Origin of the sequence: Rhodococcus sp. MEB032 (assembly GCF_030208925.1) — a bacterium.
In the GTDB taxonomy this organism is placed as follows: Bacteria; Actinomycetota; Actinomycetes; order Mycobacteriales; family Mycobacteriaceae; genus Rhodococcus_F; species Rhodococcus_F qingshengii.
The window spans coordinates 234,205-248,917 of record NZ_JARVSY010000025.1 but is presented as its reverse complement, the minus strand read 5'-3'; the positions used below and the strand labels follow the sequence as shown (position 1 = coordinate 248,917).

Below are 14,713 nucleotides of genomic sequence, written 5' to 3'. Positions count from 1 at the left end.
CGGTGACTCACAGAACGCCACGATCAACACGGCATGATCGAACGAGCAATCCCCGTCATCGAACCGAGCAGCCACCGCCGGAAGCGGCCGCAAAGCTGCACCCAGGGCGGCGATCTTCTTCCCGTCCCGGACCTGCAGCATCGTGTTAGCCGCCAACCACGCACCCACCCCGCGACTGGCAATCACCTGATCATCCGGCCGCAACGAGAGTTCGTCGACCACAGCCACTCGAACGGCTTCCAGGCGCAGAATCTCCGCACTCGCCTCGACAGCAGCAGCACGCAACTCGGCAGCAGTCAACTGCCACAACCGTCCGCGCAACCCCACCGCAGAACCCGACACCACATCCGACAACAAGACACTCATTGACCCCCCGATCCCCTCCCCAAACAATACTCGAACACCCGTTCGAGTCAAGAGTTTCTCGAGTCAATCCACCGAGCGTCCCGGAATCACCACACCGCATTGATAGGCGAGAACCACCAGTTGCGCGCGGTCGCGGACATCCAGTTTTGTCATCGCCCGGTTCACGTGCGTTTTTGCCGTGACCGCGCTGATCACCAATTCCGCAGCGATTTCGTCGTTGGACATCCCGAGGGCAACGAGGGTTACCACTTCGAGTTCGCGTGGGGTCAACTGACCGAAAATCCCAGAAGTCGAGTCGGCCCGCGACGGAGTGGAAAGGAACCGAGAAATCAACGCGCTGGTCGCAATCGGCGACAGCAAAGAGTTCCCACCTGCGACCGTCCGAACAGCATCGAGTAGATCCTCGGCTCGGATTCCTTTGCCGATGAAGCCGCTGGCTCCCGCCCGGATCGCCTGTGCCACATGCTCATCCACTTCGAAGGTGGTAAGAATCAACACGTGCACGTCGGTCAAATCCGGATGATCGGCAATCATGGCGGTCGCTTCGACTCCGCTGGTGCCTGGCATTCGAATGTCCATCAATACAACGTCGGGTCGATGCTCGAGCGCCGCCTGGAATGCCTGCTCTCCGTCTGCCGCCTCGGCGACCACCTCCATGTCCTCTTCCGAACCGATCAGCAGCGCAAGCGTTTGACGGAAGAGCGCCTGATCGTCTGCCACTACCACCCGAATACTCACGACTCCTCACGCTCCGAACCCCTGGACACCGAGACAAGCGGTAGTTGGGCGTCCACACGAAATCCCCCGTCGGCGCGGAATCCTGCTGAGACCTCGCCTCCCATCGCCTGTGCCCTCTCCTTCATTCCCAGCAGTCCGTACCCGGGTGGTGACGTCGAAGGCACTGCCGTTCCGGCGTTTTCGACCGACAGCATCAGAACCTCGGCTTCGTATGACAACGACACGGTGACGGCCCCTGGCAGCGCATGCTTGCTCGCATTCACGAGTGCCTCCTGGATAATTCGGTACGCTGTGAGATCTACTGCGGGCCCGAGTGGGCGCAGCGAACCCGCAGCGCGCACATCGATTTCCATTCCTGCACTGACGAATTGATCCACCAGTGCCGGTAGATCCGAAAGCCCCGGAGCCGGCTTCATCGAGCGATCACCGTCCTGAGCATCACGGAGAACTCCGACCGTGGCCCGAATTTCATCGAGTGCCGCCTTGGACGTTTCCTCCACTCCGCGTAGTGCAGTCGTCGCCTTCTCCGGGTCTTTCCCGATCAAGTGCGACGCGACCCCGACTTGCAGGTTGACCAAGGCAATGTGGTGCGCGACAACGTCGTGCAAGTCTCGCGCAATCCGCATCCTTTCTTCGACGACGCGGTGTCGGGCCTCGTCCTCGCGCATTCTTTCCGCTTGCACCGCGCGCGCCTCGACGGACTCCAGATAGGCCCGGCGAGAACGGACCTCGGCGCCGGCAAAACTTGCCATCAGCAACCACGACAACAACCCCAGTGCCTCCTGCAGGAGATTGTTCCCCACTCCCAAAAAGATCGTGACGAGCATCAGCGAGCTGACTGTGCTCGCCGCTGCGAAGAAGGTCCTCCGGCGGTCACTCGTGCTGGCAACGTAATAGAGGCACACCATCGCTGCGGAACCTGTGCCGGCATTCGGCGGCGCTGACAGTGCAATCATCAATACGCCGAGCAGTACTGCCACCGCCAGTGCCGAGAACGGATAGCGCCTTCGGAACACGATGGTTGCCGCTGCGATCGCTGTTACAAGCACTCCCACAACCGTGACCTCGCGGGTGTCATTGCCGTCGAGCGCGATGCGGTGCGCCGTCCACGTGGCAAGGAGCACGAGAATCGCCAGTGCCAGGTCGATGGTGCGCGGGTGTTCCGCACACCATCGACCCCACGTCGATGTCGAAGTCATCGATCTACCGTATCCGGGTCACACCGACAACTTGTCGCTCGTGGGTTCACTGGATTCCTTCGAATCTGCGAGCAGCGCAGTCAACTGCTCCCCCTCGACATCGACGTTCGGGACCAACCGGTCCAGCCATGAGGGGAACCACCATGCCTTCGAGCCCAACAGGGACATGACGGCCGGTACGACGGTCATACGAATCACGAAGGCGTCGAACAGAACCGCGAACGAGAGTCCGAGTCCGATCTGCATGATGAAGGCGTCGCCGCCGAAGATGAAGCCCGCGAAAACGGCGATCATGATCAGCGCCGCGGCCGTGACGACTCGCGCGCCCTGGTCGAAGCCCTTCACGACTGCTTCATCCGGTCCGTCACCGTGGACGAACGCTTCACGCATTCTGGTCACCAGGAACACCTGGTAGTCCATCGCCAACCCGAAGACGATGCCGATCATGAAGATGGGCAACATCGCCACAACTGATCCGGTTTGGCCTTCGATTCCGAGAATGCCGGCGAACCAACCCCACTGGAAGATCGCGACCAGCACACCGAACGTCGCGCCGATCGAGAGCAGAAATCCGAGAGTTGCCTTGAGCGGTACCAAGATCGAGCGGAACACCAGCATCAAAAGAATGAAGGCGAGGCCGACGACCAATGCGAGGTAGGGAACGAGGGCATCAGCCAGGCGGTCCGAGACGTCGATCGTCAACGCTGTCTGACCGGTGACCGACATCGTGGCCCCGGTCTCGTCGGTCAGTGATCCGGCGACCTCACGTATATCTGCGACGAGCGCCTTTGTTGCCTCGGTTTCCGGGCCACTCGAGGGAACCACCGTGATGACTGCTGTATCGCCGGCCTGATTGAGTGCTGGCGGCGTCACTGCCGCTACGTCGGGCAGAGCACCGAGCTTTTCCTGGGCGCCGCTCAATGCCGCTGCCGGATCTGCGGCGTCGGCAACGTCGACGACCACCATGAGCGGACCGCTGAACCCGGCACCGAACCCCTCGGAGAGTCGGTCGGTAGCCCTGGCGGCAGTTGTGTCGGGCACTGGTGGGCTCGCCAAACTCAGGTTGATTCCGAAGGTGGGGATCGCCAGCAATCCCAGCCCGAGGACAGACGCGAGCAAAACCGGAACTCGACGCCGGATCACGAACTTGGCCCATCGCGAGCCTGCGCCTTCCTTCGTCTTGCGATGCGTCAACTGACCACCGGACGCAAGCAGGCGACGATCGGATCGGCTCAGAACGCGCGATCCAGCAAATCCCAGCGTGGCGGGCAGCAGGGTCAGTGAAATCACCACTGCAACAGCAACTGCAAACGCCGCAGCCAGACCCATGCTCGTCAGGAACGGGATGTTCACGACGAACAGTCCTGCCAATGCGATGAGCACCGTCAACCCCGCGAACACTACGGCCGAGCCCGCCGTCCCCGCTGCTCTGCCCGCAGCAATTTCCGGATCATGTCCGTCACGTAGTTCGGAGCGGTAGCGCGAGACGATGAAGAGCGAATAGTCGATCGCCACGGCGAGCCCAAGCATCATTGCCAGGACCGTTGTGCTCGAACCCAATTCGATGAAACCAGTTGCGATAGTGATCGTGCAGATCGCGATGCCGATGCCGATCAACGCGCTGATCAAGGGAAGCCCTGCTGCCACCAACGAACCGAAAGTGACCGTCAGGACCACAGCGGCGATCGCGACGCCGATCACTTCGCCCATCGATTCGGCACTGCTTTCCATCAGCACGTTGCCGGCAACATCGACTGCCAGCCCTGAATCCGCGGCGTCGTGGACGGCGGACTCGAGCAGTTCTTTCGAGCTGTCCGGCAACTCGATCGAGTCGGCGGTATAGGAGACCTGCATGTATCCGATCGTCCCGGTCGGCGACACTCCGCCGGAGGCATATGGATCCGATACCGCTGCAACCTCGGGGTCCTTCCCGAGCGCAGAGACCAAGTCACTGACGGATCGTCGAATCGCCGGATCGGTGAGCGTCGTGCCCGCCGGAGATTCGAAGACGATGCGAGCACTGGCTCCGCCGGTGGACGATTCCGGGAACCGTTCAGAAAGAAGGTCCTGTGCCGCTTGCGATTCTGTGCCCGGGATCGACAATGTATTGACGGTCGGACCGGACAGCGTTGCTGCGCCTACTCCGCCCGCCACCAGCAGGACGACCCAGAAGCCCACCATTGCCCAACGGCGCCGAAACGCGAGTCGCGAGAGTTTGTACAGGAATATCGACATGCGTGTCACTGTGCCGATACACGACCCCGTCGCACATCGTGCACAGGTAGGCAGTTCGACGTACTGCGCTCGCAGTAGGGCGGTGGTCCCCAGTGCTAGACGGGCCGGCCCAACTCCCTTGACCACGGCGGATCCGCCCCGGGACGTGACACGGTGACGGCTGCCGCGCGTGCGGCAAAGGTCAACGCGGCCGACCAATCTGCCTCGGAGAACCCGCGCACAACTGCGACGTCGAGTGCGTCGTGACGATCAAGGTAGGCCAACAGGGCTCCGTGAACGGTATCGCCCGCACCGATCGTGTCCGCGACGTCGACCGCGGGCGCGGGCACCGAAACATCGAGTTGCTCGGTGATCAACCGCAACCCGTCACCTCCACGGGTGAGCAGGACGGCTCCGACGCCTTCGTCGAGCCACTCGGCGCCGTCGACCGAACCCAACCACTTCGCGTCGTCGTCGCTCACTTTGAGAATGTCGATGGCGGGCAACCACGAACGAAACCGTCGTCGATACGCGTCCGGGTCGGAGATCACCGCCGGACGAATGTTGGGGTCGACCATGGTGAGTCGACCGCGGGCGTGGGCTTCGTGCAGCAAAGCTTCGTAGGCCGAGGCCCCGGGCTCGAGCACCAGCGACAGCGTTCCGAACGAGAATGCCCGGGCAGAGGGAAGTTTCGGCAGCGCGAACTGTCGATCTGCCGTTCCCTCGAGGTAGAAGGAATACCGCGCACCACCGTCCGCTGCAAGGTTCACGACGGCCAGAGTTGTCGGCTCGGGCCCACGTTCGACTCCGGTTGTGTCGACATTGGACGCGGCCAGCGAGTCGATCATCCGATCTCCGAAGGCGTCGGTGGACAAGCGAGAGACGAATCCCACGTCGGATCCGAGTCGGCCCAATGCAACCGCAACGTTGAACGGTCCACCGCCCAACTTGGGCGAGAAGTTCTCCCCCACCGGAACCAGATCAACCAGTCCCTCACCACACACCACGACGGATCGTTCGCGTGTATCACTCATCGGTAGACCCTAACCTTCTCACCAGTCGAAGATGGATGTGACCTGCTCGGCACGAACGAGTTCGGGTGCCGAGCAGGTCACGAATGCGATGGGATTCAGCTACCCACACGCTCGCCCGTAGCCGGGTCGAAGAGGTGAACGAGGCCGTCCACCCGCTCGAAGCCCAGCGTCTGGCCGTACTGCAGCTTCGATCGCCCGCCGGTGCGTGCGACGAGCGAAATCGGATCGGATTCCGTGCCAGGTACGTGCGCGTAGATGTACGACTCGTTGCCCAGTTCCTCTACCAGGTCGATCTGAGCTGCGATTCCGTCTCCGGCAGCAACCACCTGGAATTGCTCGGGCCGAATTCCCACTGTGACCGAAGCCAGACCGGCCGCGGCGATTGCCGCCATCTGCTCGCGGTCCAGCGGAACCTCGACGTCACCGAAACGCACCCCACCCGAACTGACCGGCGCCGTTACCAAGTTCATACCTGGAGATCCGATGAAACCGGCAACAAACGCATTGGCCGGCCGATCGTAAAGTTCGGTCGGAGAAGCGAATTGTTGCAACTTGCCGCCCTTGAGCACTGCCACGCGATCACCCATCGTCATCGCTTCCACCTGATCGTGCGTGACGTAGACGGTGGTGGTTCCGAGACGACGCTGCAACGCCGCGATCTGCGTGCGGGTCTGGACGCGTAGCTTTGCGTCGAGGTTGGAGAGCGGCTCGTCCATGCAGAACACTTGCGGTTCACGAACGATAGCTCGGCCCATGGCAACTCGCTGCCGTTGACCACCGGAAAGCTTGGCCGGTTTGCGGTCGAGATAGTCAGTCAGGTCAAGCAGTTTGGCCGCTTCGGCCACTTTCTTCTTACGCTCCTCGACGGGCACACCGCGCATCTTCAACGCGAACCCCATATTTTCCCCGACGGTTTTGTTGGGGTACAGCGCGTAATTCTGGAAGACCATTGCGATGTCGCGATCCTTCGACGGGACATCGGTCATGTCCTTGCCGTTGATGGTGATCGCACCGGAATCGATGTCCTCGAGCCCTGCCAACATGCGCAGGGCCGTGGACTTTCCGGAACCTGACGGACCGACGAGCACGATGAACTCCCCGTCCTTGATGTCAAGATCGAGTGAATCTACAGCGAGGGTCCCAGCACCTTCGTAGATGCAAGACGCTTTCTGGTAAGAGATTTCAGCCATGACGAACTCCTGAGAGGGTGAGGAGAATTATTTGATTGCACCGAAGGACAGGCCGCGCACCAGTTTGTTCTGGGCGAACCAACCGGCCAGGATGACGGGCAATGCCGCCATGGTCGCTGCCGCGGAGAGCCGAGCCCAGTACAGTCCCTCGCCGGTGATGAACCCGACCAGGAAGACCGGAATCGTCTGCGCTTGAACAGCTGTCAGGTTGACTGCGAAGAAGAATTCGTTCCACGAGAAGATCACGCAGATCAGCGCAGTCGCAGCAATTCCGGGCGAGATCAGCGGGAGGATCACCTCGCGAACCGAGGTCCACAAACTCGCGCCGTCCATGCTGGCAGCTTCGAGAAGTTCGCCGGGGACTTCGAGAAAGAACGAACGCATCATCCACACTGCGATCGGCAGATTCATCGATGTGTACAAGATGACCAGCGCCCAGATATTGTCGAGCAATCCGATGTCGTTGACGATCACGTACAGCGGCACGATTGCAGCGACGACTGGGAGCATCTTGGTACTGATGAAGAAGAACAGCACATCCTGAGTCTTCTTCACCGGGCGAAGCGAGAGCGCAAAAGCCGCCGGAACACCCAGTAGCAGAACAAGAATCGTCGACATTCCTGTGGCAAATGCCGAGTTCGCTAGCGTCGTGCCGAGACCGGAATCGAGAACGGCACGAAACTGCTCGAGCGTCGGGGTGAAGAACAACTTCGGCGGATCCGTGTAGGCGTCTGCCTCGGTCTTGAATGCGGTCAGGACCATCCAGAAGACCGGGAAGAAGAATCCCAGAGCGGCGATCCACGCCACGACCGACCACGGACTGAACTTACTGCCCTTCTTTTTCTTGACGACGGGTTTGTCGGTCGTCACGCTTGTCGTCTCTACGGCAGTCATCACGCCGCCTCCTCGTTGCCGGTGAAGCTCTTGAAGATCAATCGGAGCGCAAGTGTCGACACGATGATGGTCGCGATCACTGTCACGACACCCATCGCCGCAGCTTGACCTACGTCGAAGCCGAGGAACGCGCGCTGGTAGATGTAGAACGGCAGGTTCGAACTGGCCACGCCTGGCCCGCCCGACGTCATCATGTACACCGCGTCAAAGGTGTTCACGAGGTAGATCGCACCCAGAACTGCACCGAGTTCGATGAAACGGCGCAGGTGCGGCAGTGTCAGTTCGCGGAACATCGCAAACGGCTTGGCTCCGTCCACCCGTGCGGCTTCGAGGATGTCTCGGGGCATGGACTGCAAGCCGGCCAGAATGAGCAGCATCATGAAAGGCGTCCATTGCCAGATCAGATTGATCATGACGGCGGCGAGCGGAAACTTGCTGACCCAGTCGACCTGGCCGACACCGAAAGGCTGGAGGACAAAGTTCACGATACCGAACACCGGGTCGAACATTGTTGTCTTCCAGAGCAATGCGCCAGCGACGGGGGTGATGAGAAACGGCGTGATCAGCAGTGTCCGCACGATCCCGCGACCGAGGAAGGCTCTGTCGAGTAGCAGTGCCAACGCGAGTCCGAGGATCACCGAAACGATGACCGTCCCCACGATCATGATGACCGTGTTGACCGCGACTTCCCGAAACTGACTGTCCTTGAAAACCTCGATGTAGTTGTCGAACCCGTTGAAGTGCCGCGATCCCGGCCGGACAAGGTTCCACGACTGCGTCGAGTAGTAGAGGGTGAACAGAAACGGAATCTGGGTGACGACGATCGAGAAGATCAACGCCGGCAACAGGGGACCTCTACGACGCCAACCCTCGGCGCGGGAGATCTTCTTTTCGACACGGACCGGTGGCGCGTCGTCCACCGTAGTTCTGGGCTCGGCAACCGTAGTCATCGGTTCTCCTGATAGGTCTTGCCGACCACCTCGGCATACTGCTGGGATTGTTCGAGTGCTTCTTTCACGCTCTTCTGACCCGCGATGGCCGCACTGATCTGCTGGCTGACGCGAGTGCCCAGGTCCTGAAACTCAGGGATGGTTAGGAACTGGACGCCGGTGTACGGAACCGGTTGCACTGTAGGGTTTTTCGGATCTGCATTGTTGATCGATTCGAGGGTGATCGGACCGAATGCCTGTGCGGCCTCTTGATATTCCGGAATCTCGTAGGTCGATAGGCGACTTCCCGGAGGAACTCTCGACCAGCCGAGTTCGGTTCCGACCTTCTGGATGTAGTCCTTGTTCGTCATCCAGGAAATGAACTTCCAGGCATCATCTTTGTTCTTTGCCGACTCCGGGATTCCGAGCGCCCACGTGTAGAGCCAACCAGGATCGGACTTCTCGACCTTCGGGGCCTTCGCATATCCGATGTTGCCGACTACCTTCGACGACGCAGGGTCCTCGAGAACCGACACAGCCGACGTCGCGTCGTACCACATCGCCGTATTGCCTTGCGCGAATTGTGTTGCACATTCACCGAATCCGCTTGTGGCAGGACCCGGCTGACCGTGCTCCTTGACCGTGTCCACGTAGAACTGAACCGCATCCTCGACCTGCGGACTGGTCAGCTGCGCATTCCAATTCTCGTCGTACCAGCGTCCACCGAAGGTGTTGATCACGGTGTTCAGCGGTGCGAGCACCTCACCCCAGCCAGGCTTTCCGCGCAAGCAGATTCCCGCCATCTTGGCGTCCGGGTTGTCGAACTGTGCTGCCCAACCTGCAACTTCTTGCCACGTCGGGTCTTCGGGAACTGTAATCCCCGCCTGATCGAACAGATCCTTGCGGTACATCAGGAACGACGACTCCCCGTAGAAGGGGACCGCGTACATACTGTCCTCGTACGACAGAGAAGTCTTGATCGACGGTACGAAGTCGTCCTCGTCGTAACCGGGCGTCGTGTCTGCATAGTCGGACAGGTTCGTGAGCCAACCGTTTGCAGCCCACTGAGGTGTCTCGTAGTTGCTGATCATCACGACGTCGAACTCACCGCCGCCGGTTGCCGTCGACGCTGTGATCTTGGCGCGCGCCTGGTTCTCGGAAAGGCTGACGAATTTGAGGTCGATGCCAGGGTTCTCGGCTTCGAAAGCCGGCGCCAGCTTGATGGCGTCCTGCATCTGCGAGTTCGACACCATCGCAATGGTGACTGTTCGTTCGCCGGAACCACCGAGCGCACCAGCGCCCGCACATCCCGACACCAGGAGGCAGAGCGCCGCCGCGGCAGCGCCCCACACTCGTCTTCCTGTTTTCACGGATTACCTTCCTTCACACTTGCGTGTCAGTCGCGCGCTCGGACAGCGAAACTCGTGAGATCGCTAGCCTTCGAGCAGCCACTGGGCGCACTCGACGTCGGTGACGAGTACGTTTGCCAAACCTCCGCGCAATGCGCCCAGAACGGCCTGGCGTTTGTGTGTTCCCCCCGAAATCAGAATCGTCTGATCGCAGGATTTCACTGCGTCGAGCGAGACGGAGACCGTTCGCTCAGGCAGTGGCCCCTCCACTGGATTGCCGTCGATCGTGTAGAAACGGCCGCCGATTTCACCGACAGCGCCTCGACTTTCCAACTCGTCCAGCATGGTCGAGTCGACGAAGCTACCGGCAAACAAGGTCGTCGCGGTCGAGACGGCACCGACTCCGAAAACCATGATGTCGGAATCAGTTCCGGCTTGCAGCGCCTTCGAGATCACCGAGTCGTTTCGCATCGACTCCACAGTCGCCGGGTCGGCATACAGCGGAGCGTTGAGACGAATAGGATTGGCCTGCAACTGTTGTGCACATCGGCCGATGGTGAAGTCGACACCGGTTTGGTAGTCGGTCACCGTCATGGAGCCGTCAAGTTGTACCACAGCCGAGCACTTCGCGGCCTTGTCTGGCAAAGACCCTGCTACCGCAACGGTTTCCGGACCCCAGGTAAACCCGAGAACGCTCGACGGCTGCAGACGACGAACCAGAACTTCCGCTGCTCGTCGACCGAGTGCGTCGAAGTCCGGGTCGTCCGCATCCGAAATCGCTTCGGGGACGATCAACACTTCGGCCAACCCGAAGTGCTTCTCCAGCTTCGATTCCAACTCCGTGTTCACCGAACCTTCGAGCTCCGGCGGTACCAAAATCTCGACCCTGACCAAACCTTGCGTCCGCGCCCTGGCCAACAGTCGCCCGGCTGTCGGCCGCGAGACGCCCAACTTCGCTGCAATCTCCGCCTGAGTGGCACCTTCGAGGTGATACATGGTCGCTGCCCGCAAGGCGAGCCGCACATCTTCGGAAGCGGGCAACTTCGACGTCTTGAGTCCTGTGGGCTGAGCCGACTGGTTCACGCGGCCTCCTTGTGCATCAGGTTCAAAGTTTCTTGATTGTGAGCAAATGCTCACTAGATGTTCTTATGCTCATTAAGCTAACATCTACGTTGTGACCCACACAACAGTTTCCGGAGAATCCGTCGATCTACCTGCGACAATTCGGGCAAATGTCCTCGTCGAGACCGGAAAGATGCAGATGGTCGAGAGACCACGACCGTCCCCGAAGGCGGGTGAAGTCCTCGTTCGCATCCATGCCGTGGGCGTGTGCGGGTCGGACGCGCACTACTTTCACGAAGGTCGCATCGGCCCTTACGTAGTCAACTCACCGCTCGTTCTCGGACACGAAGCATCGGGACGCATCGCTGCGGTCGGTGACGGCGTCGACCCAAGACGCATCGGGCAGCGTGTCTCCATCGAGCCTCAGAAGCCCGATCCGACAAGTCCCGAATCCAAGGCAGGCAGATACAACCTCTGCCCTCATATGGAGTTCTTCGCGACGCCGCCGATCGACGGTGCGCTGACCGACTACGTCACGATCGGTGCCGACTTCGCCCATCCCATCGCAGATTCCGTGTCCTACGAGGCAGCTGCGCTGTTCGAGCCACTTTCCGTAGGGATAGCCTCAGCCCAGAAGGCGGGGATCACTGCCGGCTCTCGGGTGTTGATCGCCGGCGCCGGCCCGGTAGGAATCCTGACGACGCAGGTGGCCAAGGCATTCGGCGCGACGGAAGTCATCGTCTCGGACATCGACGCGGCCCGGCGTGATGTGGCACTGAAATTCGGCGCAACAACCGTCGTTGATCCCCATGTAAGCGACGTACGCTCGCTGGCCGTCGACGCATTCATCGACGCGTCGGGTGCCACGGCTGCAGTGATCGACGGGATTCACGCAGTTCGGCCCGCTGGAACCGTCGTTCTGGTCGGAATGGGTGCCGACGAGATACCGTTGCCGGTCCCGATCATTCAGAATCGCGAACTGATGCTCACCGGAGTGTTCCGATACGCCAACACGTGGCCGATCGCCGCCGCACTGGTCGCTGCCGGGCGCGTCGATCTGGACTCGATGGTCACAGCACGCTTTTCACTCGAACAGTCGCAAGAGGCCCTGGTGGCCGATTGCATTCCCGGCAGCATCAAAGCCGTAGTCATTGTCGCCGAAGGAGACTAGTACTTTCATGGAACTCAATACGAAGACCCTGCTCGACTTCGATGCTGCACTCGAAGTGCCGACCTACGACCGGAGCAAAGTTACTACCGGCATAGTGCATTTCGGTGTCGGAGGCTTTCACCGTGCACACCAGGCCATGTACATCGATGCTCTCCTGCGACGCGGTGAGGGCTTCGACTGGGGAATCTGCGGAGTGGGAGTGATGCCGTCGGACAAGCGAATGAAAGACGCACTCCGCGCGCAGGACTGCCTCTACACGCTGGCGCTCAAGCATTCCGACGGAACCCTCGAGGCCCGGGTCATCGGGTCGATCGTCGAGTACCTGTTCGCTCCGGAGGATCCGGAGGCGGTGATCGAAAAGATGGCATCCGAATCGACGAAAATCGTATCTCTCACCATCACCGAGGGCGGATACAACATCTCGCACACTACGGGTGAGTTCGACGCGTCCGATCCCGATGTAATGCACGATCTCGAGCCGGGAACACTCCCCCACACCACCTTCGGTCTGATTTGTGCTGCACTCGCACTCCGTCGCGACCGGGGCCTCGCCCCGTTCACGATCATGAGTTGCGACAACATCGAAGGCAACGGATCGGTCGCCAGGACGGCAGTCGGAGCGTTCGCCGCCCTGAAGGATCCCGAACTTGCGGAGTGGATCGACGAGAACGGCGCCTTCCCCAACTCCATGGTCGACCGGATCACACCCGTCACGACAGCCGAGGTGACCACCGAGATCGCCGAGACGTTTGGCGTGGAAGATCAGTGGCCGGTCGCGGCTGAGCCGTTCACCGCGTGGTTCCTCGAGGACGAGTTCACCTCAGGCAGGCCACCTCTGGAGAATGCCGGCGTCAATCTCGTGCCGGATGTTCGCCCGTACGAACTGATGAAACTGCGCCTTCTCAATGCCGGCCATCAAGGCATCGCGTACTTCGGCTACCTTGCCGGATACCGCCTGGTCCACGAGGCATGCCAGGACGAACTCTTGTCGGGGTTCCTGCTCGACTACATGAATCTCGAAGCGACGCCGACCCTTGACCCGGTACCCGGCGTCGACCTCGATCAGTACAAGAAGACCCTCATCGAAAGATTCTCGAACCCCCAGATCCGCGACACGATTGCACGTCTGTGTGCCGAGTCGTCCGATCGAATTCCCAAGTGGCTGTTGCCCGTCATCCGGAACCAACTCGACACCGGTGGGTCGATCAACCTGTCCACCGCAATTGTCGCTAGCTGGGCCCGCTACGCCGAGGGCACAGACGAGAACGGAGATCCCATCACCGTCGTCGATCAGCTGTCGGACACTCTGGTGCCGCTCGCCCAGAAACAGTCGAGCGACCCGTTGGCCTTCATCGGGTACCGCCAAGTGTTCGGCGATCTCGTGGACGATCGCCGATTTGTCGCTAGCTTCCGAAAGACCCTCGACTCATTGCACTCCGTCGGAGCCAGAAGAACCCTCGAGGAGGTGCGCGGGCTCTGACTACACCGAGACGTCGTGCAGGTGATGGATCGGATCGTGAATGAAGTAGGCCGCCAACGATTCGACGGTGAACGCCGATCCGTCACTGCGGAGACCCCGTCGTTGGCGGCTACCCTCTGGCACGGTTTCGAAGGCATTCGCGACCTCCGCCGCGGCGTCGGACAATTCCGATGCCACCTTTGCCGGATCTTGGTCGTTGTACCGCTCGGCCTCGGCTGTTGCGTCCTGATCCCAGTTCTCGAATCGCGGATCGTCGAATTCGAGCATCTGTTCCAACCGCACCTTGAAGATCCGGAACACGTCGCGTACGTGGGCGGAATACTCCAGCGCTGACCATGTTTCGCTGTCCGGTCGCTCCGTCACATTCTCGCGCTCCAGTACCTCGGCCCACGAGACGGCATTGCTACGCACAAGATCTGGAACATCCGCGAACGCCACAGCGGACGAATCAAACCCGCACTCGGCGCATGGGCGTTCGAGGACCCAGGTCCAGTTCTTTGTATCCGGGGTGATCGGCATGGATCGAGAATAGTCCGCCAGGGCGGGGTCAGTCTGCTTCGATTGGCCGATGAAGCGAATCATGATCGCTATTGCGACTCCATTCGTGCTGATGCTTACTTCGTGTGGCGGGGACGTGGGCGACGCCGAACCACACGAACTCGCCTTCACATGCGACGACGCACATGCGTACCTCGAAGTTTTCGGGACGGTCGAGGCGGCGTTGGCCCGGCTACAGAGCCCTGGATGGAACGATGTCCCTGAACTCGCGGGTTCCGCCAGCGCCTGGGCAGCGTTCACACCACAACAGCAGACTGCGATAGTCAATTCACTTCATGCGGCTTCCCGAGGTGAATGTTGATCCGTATTTCGGTGCCGTTATCCGGCATCTGACTCCGTCGACAAGATTTGCCGGTCGATACTCGGATCGGCCGAAGAACTGGACATACTCCGACTGATCCCACGTCGCCGATCGATCGAGTCCGCGATGACACGAGCGGACCGCACGACGACTGAAGAGGATTCGACGCTGAGGCGCGTGAGCGCACCCAAGAAGCCTTCGAAGCAGCGAAATCGGGATCGTGCGACC

General features: G+C 60.6%; 14 protein-coding genes. 3 read left to right on the top strand and 11 right to left on the bottom strand.

Translation table 11 applies throughout. From position 1 onward, the window contains the following. The 10 genes from QRN54_RS23980 to QRN54_RS23935 form a co-directional block, all read right to left on the bottom strand. A partial coding sequence (locus QRN54_RS23980) for a DUF222 domain-containing protein (RefSeq protein WP_285183180.1) occupies window positions 1-366 on the bottom strand: 366 nt, incomplete at its 3' end. Between the two features lie 63 nt (window positions 367-429). Beyond that, window positions 430-1,104, bottom strand: coding sequence for a response regulator transcription factor (locus QRN54_RS23975; protein ID WP_042450142.1), 675 nt, complete (start codon window positions 1,102-1,104; stop codon window positions 430-432). Next, window positions 1,101-2,303, bottom strand: a complete 1,203-nt coding sequence (locus QRN54_RS23970) for a sensor histidine kinase (protein WP_065352615.1) — start codon at window positions 2,301-2,303, stop codon at window positions 1,101-1,103. Before QRN54_RS23970 ends, QRN54_RS23975 begins: the two co-directional genes overlap by 4 nt. 18 nt (window positions 2,304-2,321) lie before the next feature. Next, window positions 2,322-4,538: an MMPL family transporter gene (locus tag QRN54_RS23965; protein ID WP_065352616.1), complete on the bottom strand. Its 2,217-nt coding sequence runs from the start codon at window positions 4,536-4,538 to the stop codon at window positions 2,322-2,324. A 95-nt stretch (window positions 4,539-4,633) separates the two neighbouring features. Next, window positions 4,634-5,551, bottom strand: a complete 918-nt coding sequence (locus tag QRN54_RS23960) for a carbohydrate kinase family protein (protein WP_065352617.1) — start codon at window positions 5,549-5,551, stop codon at window positions 4,634-4,636. A 95-nt stretch (window positions 5,552-5,646) separates the two neighbouring features. Then, window positions 5,647-6,741, bottom strand: coding sequence for an ABC transporter ATP-binding protein (locus tag QRN54_RS23955; RefSeq protein WP_218680241.1), 1,095 nt, complete (start codon window positions 6,739-6,741; stop codon window positions 5,647-5,649). 27 nt (window positions 6,742-6,768) lie between these two features. Continuing rightward, window positions 6,769-7,635: a carbohydrate ABC transporter permease gene (locus QRN54_RS23950; protein WP_065352961.1), complete on the bottom strand. Its 867-nt coding sequence runs from the start codon at window positions 7,633-7,635 to the stop codon at window positions 6,769-6,771. After that, window positions 7,635-8,585, bottom strand: coding sequence for a carbohydrate ABC transporter permease (locus tag QRN54_RS23945; protein ID WP_019748978.1), 951 nt, complete (start codon window positions 8,583-8,585; stop codon window positions 7,635-7,637). Before QRN54_RS23945 ends, QRN54_RS23950 begins: the two co-directional genes overlap by 1 nt. Continuing rightward, entirely contained in the window at window positions 8,582-9,934 is a 1,353-nt protein-coding gene (locus QRN54_RS23940; RefSeq protein ID WP_030536581.1) for an ABC transporter substrate-binding protein, read from the bottom strand. The genes QRN54_RS23945 and QRN54_RS23940 overlap by 4 nt, the downstream gene beginning before the upstream one ends. Window positions 9,935-9,997: 63 nt before the next feature. Continuing rightward, window positions 9,998-10,996 (bottom strand): sugar-binding transcriptional regulator, encoded by a 999-nt coding sequence (locus QRN54_RS23935; protein WP_054827191.1) that lies wholly within the window; start codon window positions 10,994-10,996, stop codon window positions 9,998-10,000. Window positions 10,997-11,135: 139 nt separating this feature from the next. Here QRN54_RS23935 and QRN54_RS23930 point away from each other — a divergent pair, with 139 nt between their 5' ends. Together QRN54_RS23930 and QRN54_RS23925 are read left to right on the top strand one after the other, a co-directional pair. Continuing rightward, entirely contained in the window at window positions 11,136-12,146 is a 1,011-nt protein-coding gene (locus QRN54_RS23930) for an NAD(P)-dependent alcohol dehydrogenase (protein WP_285183190.1), read from the top strand. Between the two features lie 7 nt (window positions 12,147-12,153). Next, complete coding sequence (locus QRN54_RS23925) at window positions 12,154-13,626, top strand: mannitol dehydrogenase family protein (RefSeq protein WP_285183168.1); 1,473 nt, start codon at window positions 12,154-12,156, stop codon at window positions 13,624-13,626. Here the strand turns inward: QRN54_RS23925 and QRN54_RS23920 are convergent, their stop codons facing one another. Continuing rightward, window positions 13,627-14,145 (bottom strand): DinB family protein, encoded by a 519-nt coding sequence (locus QRN54_RS23920; protein ID WP_030536585.1) that lies wholly within the window; start codon window positions 14,143-14,145, stop codon window positions 13,627-13,629. Between the two features lie 49 nt (window positions 14,146-14,194). Between QRN54_RS23920 and QRN54_RS23915 the strand changes: the two genes are divergently transcribed. After that, entirely contained in the window at window positions 14,195-14,485 is a 291-nt protein-coding gene (locus QRN54_RS23915; RefSeq protein ID WP_125051416.1) for a hypothetical protein, read from the top strand. Window positions 14,486-14,713 lie beyond the last annotated feature (228 nt).

What these genes read in the sequence shown, in the direction of transcription:
- QRN54_RS23970 (WP_065352615.1), bottom strand. Translation starts at nt 2,303, where the DNA reads ATGACTTCGACATCGACGTGGGGTCGATGGTGTGCGGAACACCCGCGC.
- QRN54_RS23965 (WP_065352616.1), bottom strand. Translation starts at nt 4,538, where the DNA reads ATGTCGATATTCCTGTACAAACTCTCGCGACTCGCGTTTCGGCGCCGT.
- QRN54_RS23960 (WP_065352617.1), bottom strand. Translation starts at nt 5,551, where the DNA reads ATGAGTGATACACGCGAACGATCCGTCGTGGTGTGTGGTGAGGGACTG.
- QRN54_RS23955 (WP_218680241.1), bottom strand. Translation starts at nt 6,741, where the DNA reads ATGGCTGAAATCTCTTACCAGAAAGCGTCTTGCATCTACGAAGGTGCT.
- QRN54_RS23950 (WP_065352961.1), bottom strand. Translation starts at nt 7,635, where the DNA reads ATGACTGCCGTAGAGACGACAAGCGTGACGACCGACAAACCCGTCGTC.
- QRN54_RS23945 (WP_019748978.1), bottom strand. Translation starts at nt 8,585, where the DNA reads ATGACTACGGTTGCCGAGCCCAGAACTACGGTGGACGACGCGCCACCG.
- QRN54_RS23925 (WP_285183168.1), top strand. Translation starts at nt 12,154, where the DNA reads ATGGAACTCAATACGAAGACCCTGCTCGACTTCGATGCTGCACTCGAA.
- QRN54_RS23920 (WP_030536585.1), bottom strand. Translation starts at nt 14,145, where the DNA reads ATGCCGATCACCCCGGATACAAAGAACTGGACCTGGGTCCTCGAACGC.
- QRN54_RS23915 (WP_125051416.1), top strand. Translation starts at nt 14,195, where the DNA reads ATGAAGCGAATCATGATCGCTATTGCGACTCCATTCGTGCTGATGCTT.